This is a genomic window from Ruegeria sediminis, from assembly GCF_005938215.1.
In the GTDB taxonomy this organism is placed as follows: Bacteria; Pseudomonadota; Alphaproteobacteria; order Rhodobacterales; family Rhodobacteraceae; genus Ruegeria; species Ruegeria sediminis.
Genome location: NZ_VCPD01000003.1, coordinates 451,621 through 477,720, shown reverse-complemented (window position 1 = coordinate 477,720; position 26,100 = coordinate 451,621). Strand labels below are relative to the sequence as shown.

22 protein-coding genes are annotated in these 26,100 nt (G+C 67.5%); 5 read left to right on the top strand and 17 right to left on the bottom strand.

The features are described from left to right. Positions 1-161 precede the first annotated feature (161 nt). From cobT to FGK63_RS10790, 3 genes are all read left to right on the top strand, one after another. A complete protein-coding gene (gene cobT / locus FGK63_RS10800) occupies positions 162-2,036 on the top strand; it encodes a cobaltochelatase subunit CobT (protein ID WP_138842030.1) in 1,875 nt (624 codons plus the stop codon). Between the two features lie 88 nt (positions 2,037-2,124). After that, entirely contained in the window at positions 2,125-3,915 is a 1,791-nt protein-coding gene (locus FGK63_RS10795) for an aminopeptidase P family protein (protein WP_138842028.1), read from the top strand. Positions 3,916-3,979: 64 nt separating this feature from the next. Next, positions 3,980-4,324 (top strand): DUF427 domain-containing protein, encoded by a 345-nt coding sequence (locus FGK63_RS10790; RefSeq protein ID WP_138842026.1) that lies wholly within the window; start codon positions 3,980-3,982, stop codon positions 4,322-4,324. Here the strand turns inward: FGK63_RS10790 and FGK63_RS10785 are convergent. From FGK63_RS10785 to ftsW, 15 genes are all read right to left on the bottom strand, one after another. Then, positions 4,321-6,006: a chloride channel protein gene (locus FGK63_RS10785; RefSeq protein WP_138842024.1), complete on the bottom strand. Its 1,686-nt coding sequence runs from the start codon at positions 6,004-6,006 to the stop codon at positions 4,321-4,323. The genes FGK63_RS10790 and FGK63_RS10785 overlap by 4 nt on opposite strands. 103 nt (positions 6,007-6,109) lie before the next feature. Further along, positions 6,110-7,759: a DNA repair protein RecN gene (recN, locus tag FGK63_RS10780; RefSeq protein ID WP_138842022.1), complete on the bottom strand. Its 1,650-nt coding sequence runs from the start codon at positions 7,757-7,759 to the stop codon at positions 6,110-6,112. A 35-nt stretch (positions 7,760-7,794) separates the two neighbouring features. Then, positions 7,795-8,652 carry an outer membrane protein assembly factor BamD gene (locus tag FGK63_RS10775; protein ID WP_138842020.1) on the bottom strand — a complete coding sequence of 286 codons (858 nt, stop codon included), beginning with the start codon at positions 8,650-8,652 and terminating at the stop codon, positions 7,795-7,797. A gap of 127 nt (positions 8,653-8,779) precedes the next feature. After that, positions 8,780-9,700, bottom strand: coding sequence for a UDP-3-O-acyl-N-acetylglucosamine deacetylase (gene lpxC, locus FGK63_RS10770; RefSeq protein ID WP_138842018.1), 921 nt, complete (start codon positions 9,698-9,700; stop codon positions 8,780-8,782). A 213-nt stretch (positions 9,701-9,913) separates the two neighbouring features. Further along, on the bottom strand, positions 9,914-11,560 hold the full coding sequence (gene ftsZ, locus FGK63_RS10765; RefSeq protein ID WP_138842016.1) for a cell division protein FtsZ: 1,647 nt from the start codon (positions 11,558-11,560) through the stop codon (positions 9,914-9,916). A 384-nt stretch (positions 11,561-11,944) separates the two neighbouring features. Then, entirely contained in the window at positions 11,945-13,279 is a 1,335-nt protein-coding gene (gene ftsA / locus FGK63_RS10760; RefSeq protein ID WP_138842014.1) for a cell division protein FtsA, read from the bottom strand. Positions 13,280-13,286: 7 nt separating this feature from the next. After that, positions 13,287-14,297 (bottom strand): cell division protein FtsQ/DivIB, encoded by a 1,011-nt coding sequence (locus tag FGK63_RS10755; RefSeq protein WP_138842012.1) that lies wholly within the window; start codon positions 14,295-14,297, stop codon positions 13,287-13,289. Continuing rightward, a complete protein-coding gene (locus tag FGK63_RS10750) occupies positions 14,285-15,205 on the bottom strand; it encodes a D-alanine--D-alanine ligase (RefSeq protein WP_138842009.1) in 921 nt (306 codons plus the stop codon). The genes FGK63_RS10755 and FGK63_RS10750 overlap by 13 nt, the downstream gene beginning before the upstream one ends. A 104-nt stretch (positions 15,206-15,309) precedes the next feature. Then, positions 15,310-16,236 carry a UDP-N-acetylmuramate dehydrogenase gene (gene murB / locus FGK63_RS10745; protein WP_138842007.1) on the bottom strand — a complete coding sequence of 309 codons (927 nt, stop codon included), beginning with the start codon at positions 16,234-16,236 and terminating at the stop codon, positions 15,310-15,312. Further along, on the bottom strand, positions 16,233-16,526 hold the full coding sequence (locus tag FGK63_RS10740) for a hypothetical protein (RefSeq protein ID WP_138842005.1): 294 nt from the start codon (positions 16,524-16,526) through the stop codon (positions 16,233-16,235). The genes murB and FGK63_RS10740 overlap by 4 nt, the downstream gene beginning before the upstream one ends. A 25-nt stretch (positions 16,527-16,551) precedes the next feature. After that, entirely contained in the window at positions 16,552-16,818 is a 267-nt protein-coding gene (locus tag FGK63_RS10735) for a DUF2484 family protein (protein ID WP_138842003.1), read from the bottom strand. Next, the gene (locus FGK63_RS10730) at positions 16,815-17,072 is read right to left on the bottom strand and encodes a DUF2484 family protein (RefSeq protein WP_138842001.1); all 258 of its coding nucleotides are present in this window, start codon (positions 17,070-17,072) and stop codon (positions 16,815-16,817) included. The genes FGK63_RS10735 and FGK63_RS10730 overlap by 4 nt, the downstream gene beginning before the upstream one ends. Before the next feature lie 247 nt (positions 17,073-17,319). After that, the gene (gene murC, locus FGK63_RS10725) at positions 17,320-18,720 is read right to left on the bottom strand and encodes a UDP-N-acetylmuramate--L-alanine ligase (RefSeq protein ID WP_138841999.1); all 1,401 of its coding nucleotides are present in this window, start codon (positions 18,718-18,720) and stop codon (positions 17,320-17,322) included. Then, on the bottom strand, positions 18,717-19,814 hold the full coding sequence (locus tag FGK63_RS10720; RefSeq protein ID WP_138841997.1) for a UDP-N-acetylglucosamine--N-acetylmuramyl-(pentapeptide) pyrophosphoryl-undecaprenol N-acetylglucosamine transferase: 1,098 nt from the start codon (positions 19,812-19,814) through the stop codon (positions 18,717-18,719). Before FGK63_RS10720 ends, murC begins: the two co-directional genes overlap by 4 nt. After that, a complete protein-coding gene (gene ftsW / locus FGK63_RS10715) occupies positions 19,814-20,977 on the bottom strand; it encodes a putative lipid II flippase FtsW (RefSeq protein ID WP_138841995.1) in 1,164 nt (387 codons plus the stop codon). The genes FGK63_RS10720 and ftsW overlap by 1 nt, the downstream gene beginning before the upstream one ends. Before the next feature lie 191 nt (positions 20,978-21,168). On the opposite strand from ftsW, the gene FGK63_RS10710 reads away from it, so the two are divergent. Further along, positions 21,169-22,206 (top strand): glucosaminidase domain-containing protein, encoded by a 1,038-nt coding sequence (locus FGK63_RS10710; protein WP_138841993.1) that lies wholly within the window; start codon positions 21,169-21,171, stop codon positions 22,204-22,206. A gap of 57 nt (positions 22,207-22,263) precedes the next feature. Then, positions 22,264-23,454: a BaiN/RdsA family NAD(P)/FAD-dependent oxidoreductase gene (locus FGK63_RS10705; protein WP_138841991.1), complete on the top strand. Its 1,191-nt coding sequence runs from the start codon at positions 22,264-22,266 to the stop codon at positions 23,452-23,454. Between the two features lie 64 nt (positions 23,455-23,518). Here FGK63_RS10705 and murD read toward each other — a convergent pair whose 3' ends face one another. After that, complete coding sequence (murD, locus tag FGK63_RS10700) at positions 23,519-24,919, bottom strand: UDP-N-acetylmuramoyl-L-alanine--D-glutamate ligase (protein WP_138841989.1); 1,401 nt, start codon at positions 24,917-24,919, stop codon at positions 23,519-23,521. Positions 24,920-25,016: 97 nt separating this feature from the next. Next, positions 25,017-26,099: a phospho-N-acetylmuramoyl-pentapeptide-transferase gene (mraY, locus tag FGK63_RS10695; protein ID WP_138841987.1), complete on the bottom strand. Its 1,083-nt coding sequence runs from the start codon at positions 26,097-26,099 to the stop codon at positions 25,017-25,019. Position 26,100: the final 1 nt, after the last annotated feature.

The following is a 26,100-nucleotide window of genomic DNA, read 5'->3' as shown; positions in this document are numbered from 1 at the left end:
GGGAAAAGCCGCACCGGGTCAAGCCCCCGACATTGTCCGGGGGGTCCGGCGGGCTATATCCGGCCTCGGCGCTTGCCATTTCGCCCGCCATGGCCGAATAAGGTCCAAGCGCAAGGCATCGGGGTGGCTGTGCGGCCGCCCTTGCAGGAAACGGGCCCGACATGAAGAAAAACGACAACCCCGCCGATCCGTTCAAGAAGGCGCTGGCCGAGGCCACCAAGGTGATGGCCGACGATCCGGAACTGAGCGTCAGCTATACGGTCGATCCTTCGGGGATGACGGGAGATTCCATGCGGCTGCCGCAGGTCAGCCGCCGGATGTCGCGCGAGGAAGTGCTGCTGGCGCGCGGCACCGCGGATGCGCTGGCGCTGCAGCGCAGGTATCACGACGACGCCACCCATGCGCGCTATGCCCCGCCGGGCGACATGGCGCGCGATCTCTACGAGGCGATGGAGGTGGCCCGCTGCGAGGCGATGGGCGCTCGCGACATGCCGGGCACCGCCAGCAACATCGACGTCAAGATCAGCCACGAGGCGATCCGGCGCGGCTATGACCAGTGCAAGCAGCCCGCCGAGGCGCCGTTGCCGGTGGCCGCCGGCTACCTGATCCGGCACCTGGCGACGGGCCGCGATCTGCCGCCGGCCGCCGCGAACGTCATGGACCTGTGGCGCGGCTATTTCGAGGAGCAGGCGGGCGGCACCCTGGAGAACCTGAACGACATCCTGTCGGACCAGACCGAGTTCGCCAAGTTCGCGCGGCAGGTCATCAAGGATCTGGGATACGGCGACCAGCTGGGCGAGGATCCGGATGATCTGGACGAGGATCAGGAGGATCAGGCCGAGGACGACGCCGAGGAGCAGCCCGATCCCGACAGCACCGGTCAGGACGACCAGGACGAGCAGGAGGCGGACGCCAATCCCGAGCAGTCGCAGGACGAGCAGCAGGACCAGTCGCAGGCCCAGGTCTCGATGGACGAGATGGCCGAGGACGAGATGGGCGACGAGGCCGAGATGCCCGAGGGCGAAGCGCCGATGGAGCCGCCTGCCCCGCCGCCCGCATCCGAGGCCGACCCGGATTACAAGGTCTACCAGAACACCCATGACGAGGAAATCGCCGCCGAGGACCTGGCGGAACCGGCCGAGCTGGAGCGGCTGCGCGCCTACCTGGACCAGCAGCTTGAGCCGCTGAAGGGCGCGGTGAGCCGCCTGGCCAACAAGCTGCAGCGCCGCCTGCAGGCGCAGCAGAACCGCAGCTGGGAGTTCGACCGCGAGGAAGGGATACTGGATGCCGGGCGTCTGGCGCGGGTGGTGGCGAACCCGACGACGCCGCTGAGCTTCAAGGTGGAGAAGGACACGGAGTTCCGGGATACGGTGGTGACGCTGCTTCTGGACAACTCGGGCTCGATGCGGGGGCGCCCCATTTCCATCGCCGCGATCTGCGCCGACGTGCTGGCGCGGACGCTGGAGCGGTGCAACGTCAAGGTCGAGATCCTGGGCTTCACCACGCGGGCCTGGAAGGGCGGTCAGGCGCGCGAGGCGTGGCTGAACGACGGCCGGCCGCAGCAGCCGGGGCGGCTGAACGACCTGCGCCACATCATCTACAAGGGCGCGGACGCGCCGTGGCGGCGGGCACGGCCCAACCTGGGGCTGATGATGAAGGAAGGGCTGCTGAAGGAGAACATCGACGGCGAGGCGCTGGAATGGGCGCATCGGCGGATGGTGGCGCGGCGCGAGCAGCGCAAGATCCTGATGGTGATCTCGGACGGCGCTCCGGTGGACGATTCGACGCTGAGCGTGAACCCGGCGAATTACCTGGAAAAGCACCTGCGTGACGTGATCGCCATGGTCGAGAAACGCAAGATGGTCGAGTTGCTGGCCATCGGCATCGGCCATGACGTGACGCGGTACTATGACCGCGCCGTGACCATCACCGACGTCGAGCAGCTGGCCGGCGCCATGACCGAGCAACTGGCGGCGCTGTTCGACAGCGACCCGCGCGCCCGCGCACGGGTCATGGGGATCAGGAAGGCCAGCTGACGCTGGCCTTGCCTCCGGCGGGAGTATTTCCGAAAAGATGAAGATGCGGCGGCGGGACGACTGCCGCAGAGGGCGAGGGAGTTCCGACATGTTCCAGACCTTTGACGTGACCGCACGCCCGGAACAGGGGCCTCCGCGGCTGGCGGCGCTGCGGGAGGAGATGGCGGGCGAGGGGCTGGACGGGTTCCTGATCCCGCGCGCCGACGCGCATCAGGGCGAGTATGTGGCGCCGCATGACGAGCGGCTGGCCTGGCTGACGGGGTTCACCGGCTCGGCCGGGTTCTGCGTCGCGCTGACCGACGTGGCGGGCGTGTTCGTCGATGGGCGCTACCGCACGCAGGTCAAGGCGCAGGTGGCGGATGTCTATACGCCGGTGCCGTGGCCGGACGTGAGCCTGACCGCCTGGCTGAAGGAGAAGCTGCCGCAGGGCGGGCGTGTCGGGTTCGATCCGTGGCTGCATGCGGCGGGGCAGATCAGGAGCGCGACGAAGGAGCTGAAGGGTTCCGGCATCGAGCTGGTGCGCTGCGCAAACCTGGTGGACCGGATCTGGCCGGATCAGCCGGCGCCGCCGATGGAGCCGGTCAAGGCGCATCCGCTGGAGTTCGCGGGCGAGAGCGCGGAGGGCAAGATCGGGCGGTTGTCGGCGGAGCTGAAGGCGGCCGGCAACAGGGCCGCGGTCATCACCCTGCCGGATTCGATCATGTGGCTGCTGAACATCCGCGGGTCGGACATCGCGCGCAATCCGGTGGCCCACGGCTTTGCCATCCTGCATGACGACGGCCGGGTAGACCTGTTCATGGCGTCGAAAAAGCTGGAGGGGCTGGGCGATCATCTGGGCCCGCGCGTCACGCGGCACGAGCCCGCGCGGTTCCTGGAGGCGCTGGAGGCGCTGGCCGGTCCCGTGCAGGCCGACCTGGCGACCGTGCCGCAGATCGTGGCCGACGTGCTGGGCGACCGGCTGGCCGATGGCGGCGATCCCTGCGCCCTGCCCAAGGCGCGCAAGAACCCGGCCGAGATCGCGGGAACCGCCGAGGCGCACCTGCGGGACGCGGCGGCGATGGTCGAGTTGCTGTGCTGGCTGGACGCGCAGCCGCCCGGGAGCCTGACCGAGACGCAGGTGGTTTCGCGGCTGGAGGCGTGCCGCCGCAAGGACAACGCGCTGCAGGACATCTCGTTCGAGACCATCGCGGGGACCGGGCCGAACGGGGCCATCATGCATTACCGGGTCACGGAAGAGACCGACAGCCGTCTGGAGAACGGCCATCTGCTGGTGCTGGACAGCGGCGGGCAATATCTGGACGGGACCACGGACATCACCCGCACCATCGCCATCGGCGCGGTGGGCGACGAGGAAAAGGCCAGTTTCACCCGCGTGCTCAGGGGCATGATCGCCATGTCCATGCTGCGCTGGCCGGTGGGGCTGGCCGGGCGCGACATCGAATGCGTGGCGCGAGTGCCGCTGTGGCGGGCCGGGCAGGATTTCAACCACGGCGTCGGGCACGGGGTCGGCGCCTATCTGAGCGTCCACGAAGGCCCGCAGCGCCTGTCGCGGGTCAGCCACGTGCCGTTCGAGCCGGGCATGATCCTGTCAAACGAGCCCGGCTATTACCGCGAGGGGGCGTTCGGCATCCGGATCGAGAACCTGCTGGTGGTGCAGGAGGCCCCGCCCCTGCCCGGCGGCGATCCCGAACGCGCCATGCTGTGCTGGCGCACGCTGACCTTCGTTCCGATCGACCGCCGCCTGATCGTGACCGACATGCTGACGCGCGAGGAACGCGACTGGCTGAACACTTATCATCACGACGTTGCGGAAAAAGTGGGGCCGAGGCTAGGCACCGACGCAAGGCTGTGGTTGGATGCCGCAACCGCACCAATCTGAGGCCGGACCGTTGCAAGGATTGGCTGGTGGGTGAGGCTCTGACACGACGCTGGAAGGATAGGAAATGACCGCTCAAATCAAGATTCGCAAAGCAAAAGGCAAATGGAGCGTCCGCTCGGGCGGGGCCGTCCTGGGCGAGACGACGAACGCGCTGGAGCTGAGCGAGGGCGATCATGAGCCGGTGATCTATTTCCCGCGCGAGGACATCGCCATGGCCTTTCTGGACCGCTCCGACAAGGTGACGCATTGCGAGCACAAGGGCGATGCAATCTATTTCTCGATCGTCAACAAGTCCTCGGTCACCGAGAACGCGGTCTGGAGCTACGAGAACCCGTCGCCCGAGGCGGCGCGGATCAAGGATTACCTCGCCTTCGCGACCAGCGACTCGGTCAAGGTCGAACGGATCTAGGAATGCTCTTCGGCCGCCGTGGCGGCCAGCGCGCGGTTGTACGCCTTGAGCGCGTCGATGTGATAGAGCGCGCCCACGGGTTCCTCGGTGCCGTCCTTGTCGCGGACCACGACCGGAATGCAAAGAATGTCCTCGTGCCCGAAGAAGGGCATCGCGGCTTCGAGCGTCGCGTTCGCATCGACGCATAGCCCTTGGGCGATGAGCGTCCGCGCCTCGGCGGCGCTGATGCAGCGCGGACTGCCGAGCGGCCGCATCACCGCGCCGGCGCGGAGCATCGCCAGCAGATAGGCCTGCGGCCCGGCCGCCAGATGCACGTTCTTGCGCTCGAGCTGGGTCAGGAAGAACGAGCGGTCCACCAGCCGCGAGGCCAGCGCCGTCGACATCGACACCGAGGCCATCACCGCCAGGCCGATCTGCCAGTCGCCGGTCAGTTCGAACACGATCAGGGTGGTCGAGATCGGCGCGCCCAGCACGGCGGCCGCGACCGCGCCCATGCCGGCAAAGGCGTAGAGCGTGTGGGTGCCCGAAACCTCGGGCAGAACGCTGGTGGCGATGAGGCCGAAGGCGAGCCCGGTCAGCGCGCCGATCATCAGCGACGGGGAAAAGACGCCGCCGCCCATGCGCCCGCCCATGGTGATCGCCACCGCCACCGTCTTGACCACGGCGAAGAGGATGGCGGTGGTCAGGGCCAGTTCGCCGGTCAGGGCGAGGCGCGTGGTTTCGTAGCCGACGCCGATGATGTGCGGGAAGCCGATGGCGATCACGCCCAGCATCGCCCCGGACACCGCCGGGCGCAGCCAGCGCGGCAGCGACAGGCGCGACTGGAGGTGGTTGCCGATATCCTCGGCGAAGAAGATCGAGCGCATCTGCACCAGCGACACCAGCCCGCAGACCAGGCCCAGCAGCAGGAAGGCGGGCAGTTCGACGTAGAATTGCAGCGAACCGGGGGTTTGCAGGACGAACTCGGTCACGTCGCCGTATTCCAGCCGGTTGATGACGGTACCCGCGATCGAAGCGATGACGATGGGCGCGAAGGCATGGACCGCGAAGTGCCGCAGCACCACCTCGAGCGCGAAGAGCGCGCCCGCGATCGGCGCGTTGAAGCTGGCCGAGACCGCCGCCGCCACGGCGCAGCCCAGCAGGTCGCGGCCGGTGATGCCGTCGGCGTGGATCCTCTGGCAGACCCAGGTCGAGATCACGCCCGCCATGTGCACGACCGGCCCCTCGCGCCCCGAGGAGCCGCCGGAGCTGAGGGTGATCAGCGAGGCGAACATCGAGGCGACGCCGGCCCGGACCTCGACCCGTCCGTCGGTCATCGCCGCCCCTTCGATGACGTCCGCGACCGACCGGACCCGGCCGTCATCGGTGAAGCGGTGCAGGATGACGCCCACCACCAGCCCGCCGACGATGGGGATGACGAGGATCCAGTACCAGGGCAGCTTTTCCGCGTGGCTGTGGATGAACAGGATGTCGTCGGTCCCGTAGAGCTTGGCCTGCAGGGCGGCGATGCCCTTGCGGAAGAACAGCGCGGCAAAGCCCGCGGCGATGCCGATGGCGAGGGCGATGAACCAGAACTGGATCTGGCTGGGGCCGCGTCGGCGCAACACCCGCCAGGCGTCCTTGATCTCGGCGACGCCCTGATTGAGCATGTTGCGCAGAAGGGTGCGGGTGGGTTGCGTCATCTCGTCCCCTGGTCGTGGCCTAACCCTTAGTAAGCCCAACGCGCCAAACAGAAAAGGCGCTTCGCTCGGGAGTGGCCGGGGGTGTTGCCGGCGGAAGCGCGGCTCAGGCGTCGAGCAGGGCGCGGGCGGCGGCGCGGGCCTCGTCGGTGATGGTGTCGCCGGCGACCATGCGGGCGATCTCGTCCACCCGCTCTTCGGGGTTCAGGGGGATCACGGTCGAGAGGGTGCGGCCGTCCTCGACCTGTTTCTGCACCCGCCAGTGATGCGCCGCGCGGGCGGCCACCTGCGGCGAATGGGTCACCACCAGAACCTGCCCGTCCTGCGCCAGCGCGGCCAGACGCCGGCCGACCGCATCGGCGGTGGCGCCGCCGACACCGCGGTCGATCTCGTCGAAGATCAGCGTGCGGCCGCTGTCGTCGCCGGTCAGGCAGACCTTGAGCGCCAGCAGGAACCGGCTGAGCTCGCCGCCCGAGGCGATCTTGTTGAGCGGCCCGGCGGGGGCGCCCGGGTTGGTGGCGACGGTGAAGGCCACGGTGTCGCGCCCCTCGGGGCCCGGTTCGGCCTCGGACATGCCGGTTTCGAACACGGCCCGTTCCATCTTGAGCGGCGCCAGTTCCGCCATCACCGCCTTGTCGAGACGCCCGGCGGCCTCGGCGCGGGCCGCGGTCAGCGCGCGGGCCGAAGCGTCATAGGCGGCCTCGGCCGCGTGCAGCGCCGCGCGCCGGTCGGCCAGGTCGGCATCGCCGGCCTCGAGCCGGTTCAGGCGCGCGCGCAGCGTGTCGGCAAAGCCGCCCAGTTCGTCCGGCGCGACATCGTGCTTGCGGGCCAGCGCGCGGATGGCGAACAGCCGTTCTTCGACCGCCTCAAGCTCTGCCGGGTTGAAATCCAGCGCCTCGAGGCAGGCGTCGACGCCGTCCTGCGCCTCGCCCAGTTCGATCATGGCGCGGCCGAGGGCGGCGATCGGCTCGTCCAGCTGGCCCCCTGCCCTGTCCGCGACGCCTTCGAGCCAGCGCAACGCGTCGCCCATCGCGCCCTCGGCCCCGTCGCCGCCCAGCAGGGCGAAGGCGCGGGCCACGTCGTCGCGGATGCGTTCGGCCCCCTGCATCATGCGGCGGCGGGTGTCGAGTTCGGCGTCCTCGCCCGGCTGCGGGTCCAGCTTGTCCAGTTCGGCCACGGCGTGGCGCAGGAAATCCTCTTCGGCGCGGACCGCGGCAAGCGCCGCCTCGGCCTCGGCCAGGCTCTTGCGGCGACGCGACATCTCGGTCCAGGCGGCGCGGGTGTCGGCAAGGCCCGCGTCGAGCCCGGCATAGGCGTCCAGCATGGCCCGGTGGCCGCGCGGGTTCAGCAGACCGCGGTCGTCGTGCTGGCCGTGCAGTTCGATCAGGGTGTCGGACAGCGCCCGCAGCACCTCGCCGGAACAGCGGCGGTCGTTGACCCAGGCGGTCTTGCGCCCGTCCGCGGTGTTGATCCGGCGCAGGATCAGCTCGTCCGAGGCCGGGATCCCGGCCTCTTCGAGTATGGCGCGCGCCGGGTGATTCCCGGGCAGGTGAAACTCGGCCACCACTTCGCCCTGCGCGGCGCCCTGGCGCACCAGTTCGGCCCGGCCGCGCCAGCCCAGCACGAAGCCGAGCGAATCGAGCAGGATCGACTTGCCCGCCCCGGTTTCGCCGGTGAGGACGTTCAGGCCCGGCTGGAACGACAGGTCCAGGCGGTCGATGATCAACATGTCGCGGATATCAAGCGCGCGCAGCATCGGGTTCTACCATCCGAGGCCTGTCCACATCGCGTCTACAACCACTGCCCCTTGATCGACTGGCGGTAGATCTGGCTGAGCCAGTTGTTGCCGCCGTCCTTGAGCTCGAGCCCGCGCGAGGTCAGCAGCTTGTAGCTGCGGTCGTACCACTCGGTGGACTGGTAGTTGTAGCCGAGAATCGCGCCCGCGGTCTGCGCCTCGGCCACCAGGCCGAGGGAAAGATAGGCTTCGACCAGACGGTGCAGCGCCTCGGCGGTGTGGGTCGTGGTCTGGAAATCCTCGACCACGACGCGGAACCGGTTGATCGCGGCGGCGTAATGCTGACGGCGCAGGTAGTAGCGGCCGATCTCCATCTCCTTGCCCGCAAGATGGTCGAAGGCGAGGTCGAACTTCAGGATCGCGGAGGTCGCGTATTCGCTGTCGGGATAGACCTCGATCACGGTGCGCAGCGCCTGCAGCGCCTGGAAGGTCAGGCCCTGGTCGCGCCCGACCTCGTCGATCTGGTCGTAATAGCTGAGCGCCAGCAGGTACTGGGCATAGGCGGCGTCTTCGTCGGTAGGGTAGAAATCGATGTACCGCTGCGCCGCGGCGCGGCTTTCTTCGTAGTTCTTGCCGGTATGGTAGGAGAACGCCTGCATGATCAGCGCGCGCTTGGCCCAGTCGGAATAGGGATAGAGGCGCTCGACCTCGGAGAAGTACCAGGCCGCGTCGTCGGTGCGGGTCTGCGCCAGCTCGTATTCGCCGCGTTCGAAGATCTGCTCCGGGGTGAAGGTTTCCAGATTCTGGGTCCGGTCGGCGCTGCCGCGGAAAAGCCCGCCGCCGCTGCATGCCGCCAAAGTAGCTGTCAGGAGAATCGCGCCCGCAAGCCTGACTGCCGCTTTGCTGCCAACCATACTGCCCATCCTTAGTCGTCTTCTCAGTGGGGTCTTCCCCGGATTGGGTTTCGGTCTAGCACAGAATATTCCGGTGCAAAACGCCTTATCAGCAGGACCGGGCGACTCGCGGCCTGCCGAGGCGGGTTCATGCAACTGCGGGAATTTCGCCCCAGACCAACCCTTGTCCGGGAAGACGCGCCGCCTGTTCCGGCGTGCACAGGACGGGGCGCACCGCGCCCGGCGTCTCGAACAGCTTGCGCAGCAGGGTGTTGGTCATCGAATGGCCGGATTTCTCGCCCACGTAGCGCCCGAGGATCGGGCCGCCCGCCAGGTAGAGATCGCCTAGGGCGTCGAGCATCTTGTGGCGCACCGCCTCGTTCGCGCGGCGGAATCCGCCGGGGGTCAGGACCTGATCGCCCTGCACGACGACGGCGTTGTTGAGCGAGCCGCCCAGGGCCAGGCCGTTTTCGCGCATCGCCTCGACGTCGGACCGGCGGCAGAAGGTGCGGCAGTCGCTGAGTTCGCGGGCGAAAGAGCCGTTGCGCATGTCCAGCACCATGCTTTGACGGCCGATGGCGGCGTCCTCGAAATCGATGTGGAATTCGATCTGCAGCCCGTCGGAGGGCAACAGCGACGCCCTGGCGCCTTCGCGCTCGACGGTCACGGGCTGAAGCACTTCGTAGGCCAGCACCGGCGCGGCCTGCTGCCGTACGCCGCGGGCCATGATGCCGCGTACGAAGGCCACCGAGGAGCCGTCCATGATCGGAACCTCGGGCCCGTCAAGCTCGACCAGGGCGTTGTGAATGCCGCAGCCGGCAAGGGCCGCCATGATATGCTCGATCGTCGACACCGATACGCCGGCATCGTTGAAAAGACGGGTGCAGAGCGGCGTGCGCTCGACCGCGTCGTAGATTGCGGGGATGAGGACGTTGCCAAGCTCGATGTCGGTCCGCTTGAACCAGATTCCGTGACCGGCGGCGGCCGGGCGCAGAACCATTGTTGCGGGCTTGCCGCTGTGCAAGCCGACGCCTTTGAAGCTGACCGGGGATTTGAGCGTGTGTTGCAACGTGAGCCTCTGCGAGCCGTGTCCAGCCTCAACGGGCTGTGTTGGACACTCAGGTAAGTTACCGGAGCGCCGGGCACAATTCACTCTTTGTAACCGAATGAAACATGTATGTAACAGTTCGGCAAAACCCTGCTCATACCCTGCGAAACCATTGTCCGGAAACGGAAAAGGGCCGCCCGGAGGCGACCCCTTCTGACCATAATGTTACCGCTTTCAGTTGGCCTGGCGCCGCAGGAAAGCGGGGATTTCGATCTTGTCCTGCTCGGGCTCGACCTCGTCGCGGGCGGGTGCCGTAGCGTCATGCTGGCGCATGGTCGGTTGCTGGCGAACCGGCTGGGCCGGGGTATCCGGGGCGTGTCCGGTCATGCGGTCGATCAGCCGGTTGAAGCCGAAGCGCGGCTTTTCCTGCGCCTGCTGCGGTTGCCTTTGCTGGACCGGAGCGGCCGCCGGGCGCGGCTGCTGGGAGGGCACTTTCTGCACCGCGGCCTGCAAGCGCCGCAGGGCCTCGGGCGACGGCGTTCCGGGCGACGGAGCCCTGGGGGCGACGAAAGACTCGGCCGAGGTTTCGAACGCGTCCGGGTTCGGTTCGAACTCGGCGACGCGGGGCTGGTAGACCGGCTGCGGCAGGCCGTCATCGTCCGAGACTTCGGGTTCGTCGCGCTGGAAGACATCCTCGTTCCGCTCGGCCCGCGCCGCTTCGACGGTGTCGATGTCCTCGAACAGCGAGGGCTCGCGCTCGGCCCGGGCGGCGGGCGCCGCGACCGGTTCAGCCGCGGCCACCGGCGCGGGGGCCGGAGCCGGGGCCGGCTCAACCTCGGCCTCTTCGGCCGAAACCTTGCGGGTCAGCGGCGACGACATCGAGCGGCGGGGGACCGGGATGTCGGCCTGAACCTCGGTGGCGTCGATGCCCGTGGCCACCACGGAGACGCGCATCATGCCCTGCATGTCGGTGTCCAGCGTCGAGCCGACGATGATGTTCGCGTCCGGATCCACCTCTTCGCGGATGCGGTTGGCGGCTTCGTCCAGTTCGAACAGGGTCAGGTCGTGCGAGCCGGTGATGTTGATGAGAACGCCCTTGGCGCCCTTAAGGCTGATTTCGTCCAGAAGCGGGTTCGCGATCGCCTTTTCGGCGGCCTGCACGGCGCGATCCTCGCCCTCGGCCTCGCCGGTGCCCATCATGGCCTTGCCCATCTCGTCCATGACCGCGCGCACGTCGGCGAAGTCGAGGTTGATGAGGCCCGGGCGCACCATCAGGTCGGTGACGCCCTTGACGCCCTGGTAGAGAACGTCGTCGGCCATCGAGAACGCCTCGGTGAAGGTGGTCTTTTCGTTGGCCAGGCGGAACAGGTTCTGGTTCGGGATGATGATGAGCGTGTCGACGACCTTTTGCAGCGCCTCGACGCCCTCTTCGGCCTGGCGCATCCGCTTGGCGCCTTCGAACTGGAAGGGTTTGGTCACGACGCCGACGGTCAGCACGCCAAGCTCGCGCGCTGCCTGCGCTATGATCGGCGCGGCGCCGGTGCCGGTGCCGCCGCCCATGCCGGCGGTGATGAAGCACATATGCGCCCCGGCCAGGTGATCCACGATCTGTTCGATGCTTTCCTCGGCGGCGGCGGCGCCGACCGAGGCGCGCGCCCCGGCGCCCAGCCCTTCGGTCACCTTGATGCCAAGCTGCACCCGCGACTGCGAGCGGCTTTGCTGCAACGCCTGCGCGTCGGTGTTCGCGACCACGAAATCGACGCCGTCGAGTTGTTTTTCAATCATGTTGTTGACGGCATTGCCGCCTGCGCCGCCAACGCCAAATACGGTAATCCGAGGCTTTAGTTCATCCTGCCCGGGCATCGAAAGATTCAATGTCATGCTCTGTCCGCCTGTTAGTTATATGTCCGCCAATGCGGGATTTTCTTGCCTATCCACAGCCAATCCTACAAGCCGAATTGGCAAACGTCACGTCAAAAACGCAAAATCGCCACAAAATATGGAAGAAAATGCGCCTTTGCCCGCGGCATTTCGCCGAACCGGGCATATGTTGCGTAGTCTGGCGCATGGCGACACAACACGATGAGGGCCCGCAGCGCAGGGTTGCGGGGAAAGGCCGGATCGTCGTCTTTGCAGGTCTGCTCGACCCTTGATGCGCACCTCTTCTTCGGATGCTGATCGGGACCGTAACACGGCCCTTCGTCGCTGTCACCGCGCAAATCGGAAAATTTGCGCCTGATTTCAAGGGAAAGGCCGCTGCCGGCCTTACCAGTTGTCCTTGAACCATTTCACCGCGCGCGTGAACGAGCGGCCGGGATAGTTGTCGACCGGGATCTCGAAGTCCCACCATTCGTCCTGTGGATGCGCGGCAAAGAGGCACAGCCCCACCGCCGAGGAAAAGCCCGGCCCCGTCGCGGATTGCGGCAGGCCGTGAACGCGCAGGGGGCGACCGAGGCGGACGCGCTGGCCCAGGATGCGGCTGGCCAGCCCGTCGAGCCCCATCACCTGGCTTGCGCCGCCGGTCAGCACGATCTGCTGGCTGGGCATGTGGTCGAAGCCGGCGGCGTCGAGACGGGCGCGCACCTCTTCGAGGATCTCCTCGACGCGCGGGCGCATGATGCCGATCAGTTCGGCGCGGCTGACGGTGCGGCGGTCATGCTCCCAGTCTCCGGTGTCGCCGCCGATGTCGATCAGGTCGCGGTCGTCGGCCCCGGTGGCGTGGACGCCGCCGCTGAAGGTCTTGATGCGTTCGGCCACGGCGGTCGGAACCCCCAGGCCCATCGAGATGTCGCTGGTCACGTGATCGCCGCCCATGCGGACGCAGTCGGCGTAGATCATGTGCTTTTTCATGAAGATCGACACGCTGGTCGTGCCGCCGCCCATGTCGATGCAGGCCGCGCCCAGTTCCTGTTCATCCTCGACCAGCGCCGAGATGCCGGAGACATAGGCCGAGTTGGCGATGCCGGCGAGTTCCAGGTCGCACCGCTTGATGCAATGCACGATGTTCTGGATCGCCACCGCGTCCACGGTCAGCATGTGCATGTCCACGGCCAGCGTCTGCCCCAATTGCCCGCGCGGGTCGATGAGGCCCGAGCGGTTGTCGAGGGCGAAGTTCACCGGCTGGGCGTGCAGCACCTCGCGGCCCGTGCCGTAATCGGGAAGCTCGCAGGCGTTCAGGACGCGCCCGATTTCGGCCTCGGTCACGAGCTGGTCTTCCAGATCCACCTCGGCGTCCAAACCATAGGAGCGGGGATTGGCCCCCGAGAAACAGGCGATGACGTGATCGACGCGGATCTCGGCCATCTTCTGCGCCGCCTGCAGGGCGGTGCGGATGGCGCGCTCGGTCTCCTGCATCGCGGAGACCTCGCCGAACTGCACTCCGCGCGAACGGGTGGTGGCGGCGCCGATCACGCGAAAGCCGGTCTGGCCCGCCATCGACCCGATCGAGTTGTCGTCGCTCAGCCGCCCGGTCCCGTCGAACCGCAGCACCAGACACGCGATCTTGGAACTGCCGACATCCAGAATGGCCACCACGCCGCGTTGCATCGCCTGGCGGCGCATCTGCCGCATTGCCCGTTGAGACTGATAGATGTCCGTCATCATTGCTCTACTGCCCGTTCCCGGTTTTCGTCATTCTTGTGCTCCACCATTCTTCGCTGGCGGCTTCGGTCATTCGTATCGTCGGGCGCATGCCGAGGCGCATGTCCACCACGGCCACGTCGCGCTCGAGCAGGTCCTGCACCTCGCTGACGGCCAGCACCCGTTCCAGCGCCTGCACCGGCCGTTCGGTCGGCAGCATGATGCGCTGCCTGCGGTCGAGGACCAGATCCCAGCGGCGGTCACCGATTCGGACCACGCCGCGCACCCGGTCCCCGAGGCCGCGCGCGGCGCGCATGAGCGCGAGGGCCTCGCCGACATGTTCATCCGCGCCGTCGCCCGCGATCAGGGGCAGATCCGGCCGGTCGGCGCGCGACGCCAGGTCGGCCACATGCGCGCCGGTTTCGTCCAGCAGTTCGATCCCGTCCTGGGTGCGCCAGACCACGACCGGCTGGCGCTCGACCACGTCTACCTGCAGGATGCCGCCCGGCTTGATGCGGACGCTGGCCGATTTCACCGGATCGAGCCCCGAGATGGTGTCGCGGACCTGATCGACGTCCAGATCAAAGGAGCTGATCGGGAAATCCAGCGGCACCACCTCGCGGATGTCCTCGGACAGGCCGGGCCCGGCGCCGTCGACGGCCATCAGGTTGACCATGAATTCCGGGCGCTCCTGGATCGAGGTGCGGATGTCCGAAACGAAGATGTTCAGGGCGTCGCGCCGTTTCTGGTCCGCGAAGAAGATGCCGCCCGCCAGCAGGGCCAGGCAGAACGGCACCCCGATCCGCAGACCAAGCCGGATGCCGGGGGTCAGCATCCAGCGCTGGAAGCGGTAGCTGAGGCGCGAGGGCGCGGGATCGGCCTTGCGGGCCCCGCGGCCAAGCAGTCTGCGGCCCTTGAGGCGCAGCCTAGGTTCGGCGGCGGCGGGCCCCGCGTCGGCGCTGTCGAATTCCGCGTCCGGTCCGGCCAGCGGCTTTTCCCGGTAGGCGATCAGGGCGTGATGGTCGTTCACCGGTTGCATGACGCATCCTCCACCATCCAGACGCAAAGCTCGCCAAAGCTCATGCCCAGCTTGCCCGCCTGTTCGGGCACCAGCGAGGTCGGCGTCATGCCGGGCTGGGTGTTGGTCTCGAGCAGGAACAGCCCATCGGCGCCGCGCGCCTCGTCCCAGCGGAAATCGGTGCGGCTGACGCCTCGGCATCCCAGCGCCTCGTGCGCGCGCAGGGCGTAGTCCATGCACAGGTCGAAAATGTCGGCCGGGATCTCGGCGGGGACCACGTGGCGCGAGCCGCCGGGCTTGTACTTGGCGTCGTAGTCGTACCAGCCATCGGTCAGGATCTCGGTCACCGTCAGCGCACGGTCCCCGACGACGGTGGTGGTCAGTTCGCGCCCGGCCACGTATTGCTCGACCATCACCTGCTCGGGCATGTCCTCGGAGAGCTGCGGCGGCGCGTTGGCGCTTTCGTGCACGATGTAGATGCCGACGCTGGAGCCTTCGTTGTTCGGCTTGACCACATAGGGCGGCGCCATCACATGCGCGGTCATGGCATCGGACTTGGTCACGATCACGCTCTGCGCCACCGGCAGGCCCGCCGCCTGGAAGGCGGCCTTGCTGCGCTGCTTGTCCATCGCCAGCGCCGAGGCCAGCACGCCGGAATGGGTATAGGGCAGACCCAGCCATTCGAGCATGCCCTGGACGCAGCCGTCCTCGCCCCAGCGGCCATGCAGGGCGTTCAGGATCACGTCGGGCTTCAACTCGGCCAGGCGCGCGCAGAGGTCGGGGCCGGCATCCAGCTCGACCACCTCATAGCCTTCTCCCCTGAGGGCGGCTGCGCATCCGCGCCCGCTGCTGAGCGAGACCTCGCGTTCCTTCGAGGGTCCACCCATCAATACCGCCACTTTGGGGGTTGTCCTGCTCGACTTACCCACCTTCGTGCGCCTCAATGTCCCCGGACCTTATGCTGTGGCCCGTGTTTCGTTATGCCTTTGATCCGTCGCCTGAATTTGCCTGTTTTGGTCTGACGGTCGGGGCTTTAATCTGTCAGCGGATCACCGACCCGCATGATTTCCCACTCTAGCGTGATGCCGCTTGTTTCGTAAACCTTTTTTCGCACGTCCTCGCCCAGACCTTCGAGGTCGGCGGCGGTCGCGCCGCCGGCGTTGATCAGGAAGTTCGAGTGCTTTTCGCTCATCTGCGCGCCGCCGCGGCGGGCGCCGCGCATTCCGGCTTCGTCGATCACCTTCCAGGCCTTCAGGTCGTGTACGTCGTCCTCGCGCCCGGTCGAGGAGTATCCGGCCGGGTTGCGGAAGGTCGAACCGGCGCTGCGGTCCCTCGTGGGCTGGGTTTCATCGCGCTTTTTCAGCTGCGCTTCCATGCGGGAATTGAGGCTCTCCGGGTCTCCGGCAGAGCCTTCGAAGGTGGCCGAGACCAGCACGGCGCCCTCAGGGAAATCGGTGTGCCGGTAGGCGAAATTCAGGTCCTTGGCCGCAAGCTCGCGCAGTTCCCCCGTGCGCGTGACGATGCTGGCCGAGCGGAACACGTCGGCGACATAGCTGCCGTAGCAGCCCGCGTTCATGCGCACCGCGCCGCCGATCGAGCCGGGGATGGTGCGCAGGAAGGTCAGGTCCACCCCGGCATCGGCGGCCTTGCGCGCCACATGCGCATCCAGCGCCGCCGCCCCGGCGGTGACGCGCGTTCCTTCGACGGAGATGTCGTTGAAGCCGCGCCCGAGCCGGATCACCACAGCGCGCAGCCCGCCGTCGCGGACGATGAGGTTGGAGCCGACGCCCATCGGAAAGACCGGCATGTCCTGCGGCAAATCGCGCAGGAACTGGCGCAGGTCGTCCACGTCGGCGGGCTGGAACAGCCAGTCCGCCGGGCCGCCCACGCGCAGCCAGGTCAGTTCCGAAAGCTCGCGCCGTTCGGTGAGCCGCCCCCGGACGGTCGGCAGGTGGCTCATGCGTCCGACCGCGAGGCGAGGCTGCGCCCGCCAACGCCGCCCATGATCACCGAGAACAGGAAGGGCAGGACGCCGCCGGTCAGCCAGATGAAGGGTCCGAACGCCTGTTCTTCTTCGCCTCGGCCGATGGTGGCCAGAATGACGATCAGGACCAGCGCCGCGAACGAGGTCAGCCCGATCAGCCACAGCAGGCCGCGCAGGCCCAGCCAGCGCCCCGCGACGAATCCGGCGATCGCACCGACGACCAGCGCCACCAGGGGCATGTAGAAGAGAGTGGCGATGTTGCCCATGGCGGAACCTCCGAAATCATCCGAGTTACTTTTCGGAAGCCTTCTTGCCCTGCATTTTCGACTTTGTCCAACGGGTCAGGTAAATCACCGGCCAGCGCAGCACGGACATGCCGGCGGCCAGCGTCAGCAGGCCGATCCACGGTCCGTTCTGGTAGGTGACGTAACCAAGCAGCGGAATGCCGATGGCGATCAGGACATAGGCGTTGGTCCAGTGGTTGTCGCGGCTGGGCGTCATCGCCAGCACGTTGGCGGCAATGGCCCAGACGCAGGCGAGGATGAGCGAGGTGGTCATTCCGTCCCGGCCCCCTCATGGTTTCCGCGCCATTTGCGCCAGAAATGGCGCAGCGGGTTGCGGAACATCGACAGGAAGGCGGCCAGCGCCCCGGCCGCGGCGAGCCAGCCGTGCTGATAGCCGAGAAACCCGATCAGGACGGGCGCCGCCAACAGCAAAAGGCTGCCCGGCAGGAATTGCCGGCGCATTGGCAGAAAGGCCACGAAAGTCGCGGCGAAGACCCAGGCCACGGCGAGGGCGACGGGCAGGCTCACGGCATTCCTCCTGTTGCGACGGGCTGCGTCATCAGGGGCGGAACAAGGCCCGGAACGGGAACCGCGATACGGGCCATAGCATCCTGTCCCTTCTGCCGGATCAACGTGTGGTTGACCAGAGCAAAAACGCTCAACACGGTCGTCAAAACGGCCTCACGGCGCGCGCCGGGGTATTCGCCGGGCGACCAGGCGGCATCGTCCGCCGGGTGCCGGTTGCCGGGGTGTTTCGGTGCGATTCGGGGATGGTTCAGGCCGGTTTCAGCCGTCCGGGCAGGTTGTTGGCCCAGGTGCTGATGGTCCCCGCCCCCAGACAGACGACCAGATCGCCGGGATGCGCCTGCTCGCGCACCAGGCGCTCGAGCTCGTCCTCGTCGTGGATGGCGCGGGCGTGGCGGTGGCCGTGGCGGACCAGACCGGCCACCAGGTCGTCGCGGCCGGCGCCTTCGATCGGGTCCTCGCCGGCCGCGTAGACCTCGGCGATGCCCACGACATCGGCGTCGTTGAAGCAGGTGCAGAAATCGTCGAACAGGTTCGACAGGCGGGTGTAGCGGTGCGGCTGGTGCACGGCGATCACGCGGCCCTCGCTGGCTTGCCGGGCAGCCTTGAGGACGGCGGCGATCTCGACCGGGTGGTGGCCGTAATCGTCGATGATGGTGACGCCGTTCACCTCGCCCACCTTGGTGAAGCGGCGGTTGACGCCGCCGAAATTCGCCAGCGCCTCGCGGATCTCGGCGGCCTTCATGCCCAGATGACGGGCCACGGCGACGGCGGAGAGCGCGTTCGAGACGTTGTGGTCGCCGGGCATCGGCAGGGTGCAGCCCTCGATCACCCTGTCCTCGTGCTGCAGGTGGATGTCGAAATGCGCGACGCCGCCCTTGTAGGACAGGTTCACCGCCCGCACGTCGGCCTGCGCGTTGAATCCGTAGGTGCGAACGCGGCGGTCGGTGATCCGGCCCACCAGCGCCTGCACCTCGGGATGGTCGGTGCAGCAGACGGCAAGGCCGTAGAACGGGATGTTGGTGACGAATTCGTGGAATCCCGCGCGCAGGCGTTCGAAATCGCCCCAATGCTCCATGTGCTCGGGGTCGATGTTGGTGACGATCGCGATGGTCGCGGGGAGGCGGTTGAACGAGCCGTCGGATTCGTCGGCCTCGACCACCATCCACTCGCCCTGCCCCATCCGCGCGTTCGAGCCGTAGGCGTGGATGATGCCGCCGTTGATGACGGTGGGGTCGAAGTCGCCGGCCACCATCAGTTCGGCCATCATCGTCGTCGTGGTCGTCTTGCCGTGGGTGCCGGCGATGGCGATGTTGGATTTCAGCCGCATCAGTTCGGCCAGCATGTCTGCGCGCCGCACCACCGGCAGGCCGCGGGCTCGCGCGCCGTCCAGCTCCGGGTTGCCGGGCTTGATCGCGGTCGAGACCACCACCACCTCGGCGCCTTCCAGGTTCTCGGCGCTTTGCCCGATGAAGATCCTGGCGCCCAGCTTGGCCAGGCGCTCGGTGATCTTCGACGCCTTGAGGTCCGATCCCTGCACCTGGTAGCCCAGGTTCAGCAGCACCTCGGCGATGCCGGACATGCCGATGCCGCCAATACCGACAAAGTGGATGGGGCCTACGTCCTGGGGCAGCTTGGTTGCGGGGGTCATGCGGTCTCCTTTTGCGCCAGACCTTCGACAAGGGCCGCCAGACGCTCGGTCGCGTCGGGAACTCCTACCGACAGGGCTGCGCGGGCCATCGTCTGCGCGGCTTTGGGGTTGGTCAGAATCGTGGTGATTTGCTCTGCCAGAGAGGAAACGTCAAGGGCGCTTTCCGGGATCATGATGGCGGCGCCGGCCTGCACCAGCCCCCGCGCATTGGCGGTCTGGTGATCGCCGGCGGCCACCGCGTAGGGAATCAGGACCGACGGCCGGCCGATCACCGAGATGTCGGCCACGCTGGAAGCGCCCGAGCGGCTGATCACCAGCTGCGCCTCGGACATGCGCCGGGGCACGTCGTGGAAGAAGGGCTCGACCTCGGCGAGGACGCCGTGTTCCGAGTAGTAGGCCGCCACCCGCTCGCCATCCTCGTCGCGGGCCTGGTGCGACACGCGGATGTGCCGGCGCAGGTCGTCGGGAAGGGCGGCGATCGCGCCGGGCACCACGTCGCTGAGGATGCGCGCGCCCTGGCTGCCGCCCATCACCAGAACCGACATCGGATAGTCGCCGGGCGGGATGTAGGGCGCCGCGGCCCGTTCCAGCACGGCGGCGCGGACCGGGTTGCCGACATGGACGCCCCGCGCGCCTTCGGGCAGGTCGGTCGGCCAGACGCCGCAGGCGACCTGCGCCACCCGGGTCGCGAACATCTGGTTCACCTGGCCCAGCACCCCGTTCTGTTCATGGATCATGCGCGGCACGCCCAGCAGCGTCGCCGCCCCGAGCGCCGGGATCGAGGGATAGCCGCCGAAGCCCACGACGACATCGGGCCTGTCGCGCAGCATCTGCCAGGCCATGCTGGTCACGCCGCCCGCGATCACCGGACCCGCCATCGCCTTGCCCGCCAGCCCGCCGCGCGAGAAGGTGGCCGACGCGACCTGGGCGATCTCGGTCGAATGGGGAAACCCGCCGGTGTAGCGCGCGCCGCGCGCATCGGTGGACAGGCGCACCCGCCAGCCGCGCCTGAGCATCGTCTCGGCCAGTGCCTGGGCCGGGAACATGTGCCCGCCGGTGCCGCCCGCGGCGATCAGGAGATACGGTTGTCCCATCACCCCCGTCCGCGCAGAATGTCCCCAAGCTCGCCCTGCGGGCGGGTGCGGGTAAAGGCCAGGAGCATCCCCACCGCGATGCCGCCCGCGATCAGGGACGAGCCGCCGTAACTGACGAACGGCAGGGTCATGCCTTTGGCGGGCAGCAGGCGCACCGCGACGCCCATGTTGATCATCGCCTGCACGCCGAACATGCAGGCAAGGCCGGTGCCGGAAAGGCGGATGAACATGTCCCGCTCGCGCATCAGCCGCAGCAGCGAGCGCACCACGATCAGCGAGTAGAGCGCGATGATGATCAGCACCAGGATCAGGCCGTATTCCTCGGCGGCGACCGCGATGATGAAATCGGTGTGCGCGTCGGGCAGCGACCATTTCACCTGCCCCTCGCCGACGCCGACGCCGAACAGGCCGCCCTCGCGGATGGCGTTGGTGGCGTAGCCGAGCTGGGTGGTCGGATCCACGTCGGGATTCAGGAAGCCGTCGATGCGGCGCGCGAAGTGATCCGAGTTGGAATAGGCCAGCATCCCGCCCAGCACGACGACCCCCGCCATGCCCAGGAGCAGGACCATCGGCGCGCCGGCCACGAAATACATTACGCCCCAGCCGAACAGCACCAGGCAGGCCTGCCCGAAATCGGGCTGCATCACCAGCATGGCGACGATCGCCATGCAGAGCGCGAAGGACCACAGGCGGCCCGGCGGTCCGTTGATCTCGTGCGCGGCGGCGAAGAGCCAGGCCGAAACGACGACGAAGCCGGGCTTGAGGAACTCGGACGGCTGCAGCGAGGCGAAGCCCAGCGAATACCAGCGCACCGCGCCCTTGCCGAAATCGGTGCCGAAGACGGGCAGGAAGGCCAGCGCCACGAAGGAGGCGAGGAAACCCAGCACCGCCAGCCGCCGGACCAGCGTCGGCGACATCATCGAGGTCAGCAGCATCGCGATCAGCGCCAGCCCGCCGAACAGCGCCTGACGCTCGACGTAGTGGAACGGCTCGAACCCGTTGCGCGCCGCCAGCGGCGGCGACGAAGCCAGCCCCAGAAGCAATCCGATGACGAACAGGATCAGGACGCAGGACATCGTCCATTTGTCGATCGTGCGCCACCATTTCGGAAGGATCGGTTCGCCGCCCCGGTCAGGGGCCACGCCATACACCATCTCAGTCATGAGACCACCGCCACTCTCTGCCTCGTAAACGTCCCGTTTTCGGGATCTGTTCGCGATTCTACAGGCAAATTCGCGTTCAGGCCACCCTATTCCTGGCCCCGTTCGCCCGCCGGAAGGCCCGGATCGGCGGAAACGGGCCCGGGTTATGGTAAGATGATCTCATTTCAGCGACCGTTTTTCAGGAGGCATCCATGACCAAGAATTGGAAAAAGCTGATACGGACCTATGCCGAGGCGACAATTCCCGCCCCGACCCTGAAACTGATCACCCTGGCGCAATGGGCGCTAGAGTCCAATTTCGGCAAGAGCGAACTGGCCAAGGAGCACCTGAATTTCAGCGGGCTCAAGTTCCGCGCACGGGTCAATGCGCAGCGCCCCCTCGCGGAAGCGGTCGATTACCAGGCGCATGACGGGTGGGGCACCTACTGCAAGTTCGCCTCGCTTCAGGATTTCATCGACGGCTATTGGGCCTTCGTCTCGAACGGGCCGATGTATGACGGCTGGGAAGGCTTTGCCGATGACCCGTCGGGCTATGTCGGCCACCTGCACCGGAACGGATTTGCCCAGGATCCCGACTATTTCGACAAGATCATGCAGCTTTTGCCGCGCGTGCGGGAACAGGTCGGGGATCTGGGGTTCACCGGACTGCTGGAAACCAGCGGACTGCAGCCGCGCCCGAGGTTCAAGCTGGCGGTTCTGATCGGCCACAACTCGGTCGCGCAGGGGGCGTTTTCCGAGCGCCTGGTCGTGTCCGAATGGCATTTCAATCAGCGGGTCTACACCCATCTGGCCGAACTTGCGCCGGAATACGAGATCGAGCCGAAGCAGTTCTTCCGCCAGAAATCCACCAGCTACGAGAAGGAAATCGCCGAAGCCTATGCCGCGATCGACGCCTGGGGACCGGATGCGGTCATCGAGCTGCATTTCAACGCGGGCGGCGGCCACGGGACGGAAATGCTGTACTGGGACGGCTCGCGGAAGGGCAAGCTGCTGGCCGAGGCGCTGCAGGACGCGGTGCTGTCCGGGCTGGGCCTGAGAAACCGGGGCGCCAAGGGGCGCCGGTCGGGGCGCGGGTCATCCTCGCTGAAGGCGTCGTCGAAGCCGACCGTGCTGACCGAGCCGTTCTTCGGCGACTCGGCGGGCGATTGCGCCGTGGTGGCCTCGGTCGGAGAGGAGACGCTGGCCCGGGCCTATCTGATCGGCGCCCGTGACGCGCTGGAGGCGTTCTGAAGCCATTTCGCACATTGCCCCCTTGTGCTTGGGCGCGCGGCGGTGTTTTGACGCGGCATGAGGTACGACACCGTCATCCTTGGCGCCGGAGCCGCCGGCATGATGTGCGCCGCTTTTTGCGGCGGGCGTACGCTGGTGATCGACCATGCGCGCGCACCCGGCGAGAAGATCCGCATTTCGGGCGGCGGGCGGTGCAATTTCACCAACATCCACGCCGAACCGGCGAATTTCCTGTCGCAGAACCCGCATTTCTGCAAATCGGCGCTGGCGCGCTATACCCAGTGGGATTTCATCGCGCTGGTGGACAGATACGGCATCGCCTGGCACGAAAAGACGCTGGGCCAGCTGTTCTGCGACGGATCGTCGAAACAGATCGTCGCGCTGTTGCTGGCCGAGATGGAGCGCGCGGGGGCGGAGCTTTGGCTGTCGACCACGGCGCAGGCGGTGCGGCACACCGGGACCGGCTTCGCCCTGGACCTGGAGCGCGAAGGGAAACGGCATCAGATCACCTGCGCCAACCTGGTGCTGGCCGCCGGCGGTAAGTCGATCCCCAAGATGGGCGCGACCGGGCTGGCCTATGACATCGCCCGCCAGTTCGGTCTTGCCGTGACCGAGACCCGGCCCGCGCTGGTGCCCTTCACCTTTTCCGACGGGCGGTTCAAGGACCTGTCCGGCGTCTCGCTGCCCGTGCGGCTGAGCAATGCGCGCGCCAGTTTCGACGAGGCGCTGCTGTTCACCCATCGCGGCCTCAGCGGGCCGGCGGTGCTGCAGCTGTCGTCCTACTGGCGCGAGGGCGAGGCGGTCTTATTCAACCTGATCCCCGGCCTGCCGCTGTTCGACATCCTGCGGGAGCAGCGCCAAAGCTCGGGCCGCAAGGCGCTGACCACGGAACTGGCGCGCCATCTGCCGGCGCGGCTGGTGGACTTCCTGAAACCCGTTCTCGGCCTGGACGGCAATCTCGCCGACCAGTCGGATGCGCGGCTGGCCGAACTGTGCGCGGCGCTGGAATCCTGGCAGGTCACGCCTTCGGGGAGCGAAGGCTACCGCACCGCCGAGGTCACGCTGGGCGGCATCGACACGGATGCGCTGTCCTCGAAAACGATGGAGGTCAAGTCCGTCCCCGGCCTTTACGCCATCGGCGAGGCGGTGGACGTCACCGGCTGGCTGGGCGGCTACAACTTCCAGTGGGCCTGGTCATCGGGCCATGCGGCGGGCACGGCGATCGCCGCGCGGCCGCGCCGCGACTGACCGGCTTCATCTTTTTCCAAATACTCCGGGGGAGTCGCGCAAAGCGCGACGGGGGCAGCGCCCCCTACTTTGCCAGCCGCTTCGTCACCTCGGCCACGAAATCCTCGCCCCGCCGTTCGAAATTGTCGTACTGGTCGAAGCTGGCCGCCGCCGGGGCCAGAAGGACGGTGTCACCCTCCTGCGCTTCGGCCATCGCCCGCTCGACCGCCGCCGCCATGGTGGTGCAGACCTCGGCCTCGACCTCGAGCTGCATGGCGAAGGAGGCGGCCTCGCGCCCGATCACATAGGCTTTCAGCACCTCGCCCGACACGGCGTTGAGGGCTGACAGGCCGCCCTCTTTCTCGAGCCCGCCGCAGATCCAGCGGATCTTCCGGAACGCGCCCAGCGCCTTCATCGCGCTGTCGACGTTGGTGGCCTTGGAATCGTTGACGTAGGTGACGCCGCCCGCCTCGGCTATGATCTGGCTGCGGTGCGGCAGGCCGGGATAGCTGTGCAGCGCCGCCTCGATCAGCTTGGGGGCAAGTCCCAGCGCGCGGCAGGCCGCGTAGGCGGCGCAGGCGTTCTGATGGTTGTGCGCGCCGGGCAACCCCCTGATCGGCCGCAGGTCGATCGCGGCGGATTGCTTGCCCTTGCGGTATTCCGACAGGAACCCCTTGCGGGCGAAGACGTTCCAGCCCGGCCCGCCCAGCTTGCGCGCCACCGAGATCCGGATGACCCGGTCGTCGACCGCACCTTCGGACATCTGCCCGGCCAGAAACGCGCCCTCTTTCTCGTCCACGCCGATCACCGCGCGGTCGGGCCCGCCTTCGGAGAACAGGCGCCGCTTGGCGGCGAAATACCCGCCCATGCCGCCGTGCCGATCCAGGTGATCCGGCGAAAGGTTGGTGAAGACCGCCACGTCCGGCGTCAGCGCCCGCGCCAGTTCGGTCTGGTAGCTGGACAGCTCCAGCACGACGACGGACCCGTCGCCGCCCGGCTCGATGTCCAGAACGCCGCGCCCGATATTGCCGGCCAGCTGCGAAGGCCGCCCGGCCTCGGTCAGGATGTGATGGATGAGCGCGGCGGTGGTGGACTTGCCGTTCGATCCGGTCACGGCCACGACGCGCGGCGGGGTGTCGAAACGGTTCCATTCCGGCCCGGCGAAGGAGCGGAAGAACAGGCCGATGTCGTTGTCCACGGGAACCCCGGCCTCATAGGCCGCGGCGATGACCGGGTTCGGCTCGGGGTAGAGATGCGGGATGCCGGGGCTGACGATCAGCGCGGCGACGCCGTCGAAGGCGTCCTGCCGGCGCAGATCGGTGCAGGCGAACCCTTCGGCCTCGGCGACCTCGCGGGCGGCGGGGTTGTCGTCCCAGCACATCGGCTCGGCGCCTCCGGCGCGCAATGCCCGCGCCGTCGTCAGGCCCGAGCGGCCAAGCCCCAGAACCGCGACCTTCTGGCCCGAAAACCCTTTGACCGGGATCATCTCGCCCCTTCCTTTCCGCCCGCGAAATTCGCCGCCACACTGAGCAGAAGCGATTTCGATTGGCAAGAGCGGAAACGGCCGTGGCCGGCCTGCCGCCTCAGCGGACCTTCAGCGTCGCCAGACCGATCATCGCCAGGATCAGCGAGATGATCCAGAAGCGGATCACGATGGTGGGTTCGGCCCAGCCCTTTTTTTCATAGTGGTGATGGATCGGCGCCATCAGGAAGACCCGGCGGCCGGTGCGCTTGAAATAGAGCACCTGGATGATCACGCTCAGCGCCTCGACCACGAAGAGGCCGCCGACGACGGCCAGCACCAGCTCGTGCTTGGTGGCCACCGCGATCGCCCCCAGCGCGCCGCCCAGCGCCAGCGACCCGGTATCGCCCATGAAGACGGCCGCAGGCGGGGCGTTGTACCACAGGAAGCCCAGTCCTCCGCCGAACAGGGCGGCGGTGAAGATCAGGATCTCGCCGGTGCCCGGCACGTAATGCACGTCGAGATATTCGGTGAAGTCGACCCGCCCCACCGCATAGGCGATCACGCCCAGGGTCGAGGCCGCGATCATCGCCGGCATGATGGCGAGCCCGTCCAGACCGTCGGTCAGGTTCACGGCGTTGGCCGCGCCGACGATCACCACGATCGAGAACGGTATGTAGAACAGGCCCAGATTGACCAGAGTGTCCTTGAAGATCGGCAGGGCCAGCTGGTTCTGCAGCATCTCGGGATGATGCAGCGTGGCCCAGAGCGAGGCCAGCGCGGCGATGACGATGCCCAGCGCCATGCGCATTCTGCCCGACACGCCCTTGGTGTTCTGCTTCGAGACCTTGGCATAGTCATCGGCGAACCCGATGGCCGCATAGGCCAGCGTCACGAACAGGACCATCCAGACATAGGGATTGTCCCACCGCGCCCAGATCAGCGTCGAGGTCACGAGCGCCCCCACGATCAGCAGCCCGCCCATCGTCGGCGTGCCCGCCTTGGAGAAATGCCCCGCCGGCCCGTCGTCGCGGATCGGCTGGCCCTTGCCCTGCCGCTTGCGCAGCACGTTGATCAGCGGCTTGCCGAACAGGAAGCCGAAGATCAGGGCCGTCAGGAAGGCGCCGCCCGCGCGGAAGGTGATGTAGCGGAAGAGGTTGAAAAAATCCCCTCCGTCCGAAAGGGCGGTCAACCAATAGAGCATC

Coding starts and splice junctions, on each gene's coding strand:
- cobT (WP_138842030.1), top strand. CDS start 162: ATGAAGAAAAACGACAACCCCGCCGATCCGTTCAAGAAGGCGCTGGCC.
- FGK63_RS10795 (WP_138842028.1), top strand. CDS start 2,125: ATGTTCCAGACCTTTGACGTGACCGCACGCCCGGAACAGGGGCCTCCG.
- FGK63_RS10790 (WP_138842026.1), top strand. CDS start 3,980: ATGACCGCTCAAATCAAGATTCGCAAAGCAAAAGGCAAATGGAGCGTC.
- FGK63_RS10785 (WP_138842024.1), bottom strand. CDS start 6,006: ATGACGCAACCCACCCGCACCCTTCTGCGCAACATGCTCAATCAGGGC.
- recN (WP_138842022.1), bottom strand. CDS start 7,759: ATGCTGCGCGCGCTTGATATCCGCGACATGTTGATCATCGACCGCCTG.
- FGK63_RS10775 (WP_138842020.1), bottom strand. CDS start 8,652: ATGGTTGGCAGCAAAGCGGCAGTCAGGCTTGCGGGCGCGATTCTCCTG.
- ftsZ (WP_138842016.1), bottom strand. CDS start 11,560: ATGACATTGAATCTTTCGATGCCCGGGCAGGATGAACTAAAGCCTCGG.
- ftsA (WP_138842014.1), bottom strand. CDS start 13,279: ATGACGGACATCTATCAGTCTCAACGGGCAATGCGGCAGATGCGCCGC.
- FGK63_RS10755 (WP_138842012.1), bottom strand. CDS start 14,297: ATGCAACCGGTGAACGACCATCACGCCCTGATCGCCTACCGGGAAAAG.
- murB (WP_138842007.1), bottom strand. CDS start 16,236: ATGAGCCACCTGCCGACCGTCCGGGGGCGGCTCACCGAACGGCGCGAG.
- FGK63_RS10740 (WP_138842005.1), bottom strand. CDS start 16,526: ATGGGCAACATCGCCACTCTCTTCTACATGCCCCTGGTGGCGCTGGTC.
- FGK63_RS10735 (WP_138842003.1), bottom strand. CDS start 16,818: ATGACCACCTCGCTCATCCTCGCCTGCGTCTGGGCCATTGCCGCCAAC.
- murC (WP_138841999.1), bottom strand. CDS start 18,720: ATGACCCCCGCAACCAAGCTGCCCCAGGACGTAGGCCCCATCCACTTT.
- FGK63_RS10720 (WP_138841997.1), bottom strand. CDS start 19,814: ATGGGACAACCGTATCTCCTGATCGCCGCGGGCGGCACCGGCGGGCAC.
- ftsW (WP_138841995.1), bottom strand. CDS start 20,977: ATGACTGAGATGGTGTATGGCGTGGCCCCTGACCGGGGCGGCGAACCG.
- FGK63_RS10710 (WP_138841993.1), top strand. CDS start 21,169: ATGACCAAGAATTGGAAAAAGCTGATACGGACCTATGCCGAGGCGACA.
- FGK63_RS10705 (WP_138841991.1), top strand. CDS start 22,264: ATGAGGTACGACACCGTCATCCTTGGCGCCGGAGCCGCCGGCATGATG.
- murD (WP_138841989.1), bottom strand. CDS start 24,919: ATGATCCCGGTCAAAGGGTTTTCGGGCCAGAAGGTCGCGGTTCTGGGG.
- mraY (WP_138841987.1), bottom strand. CDS start 26,099: ATGCTCTATTGGTTGACCGCCCTTTCGGACGGAGGGGATTTTTTCAAC.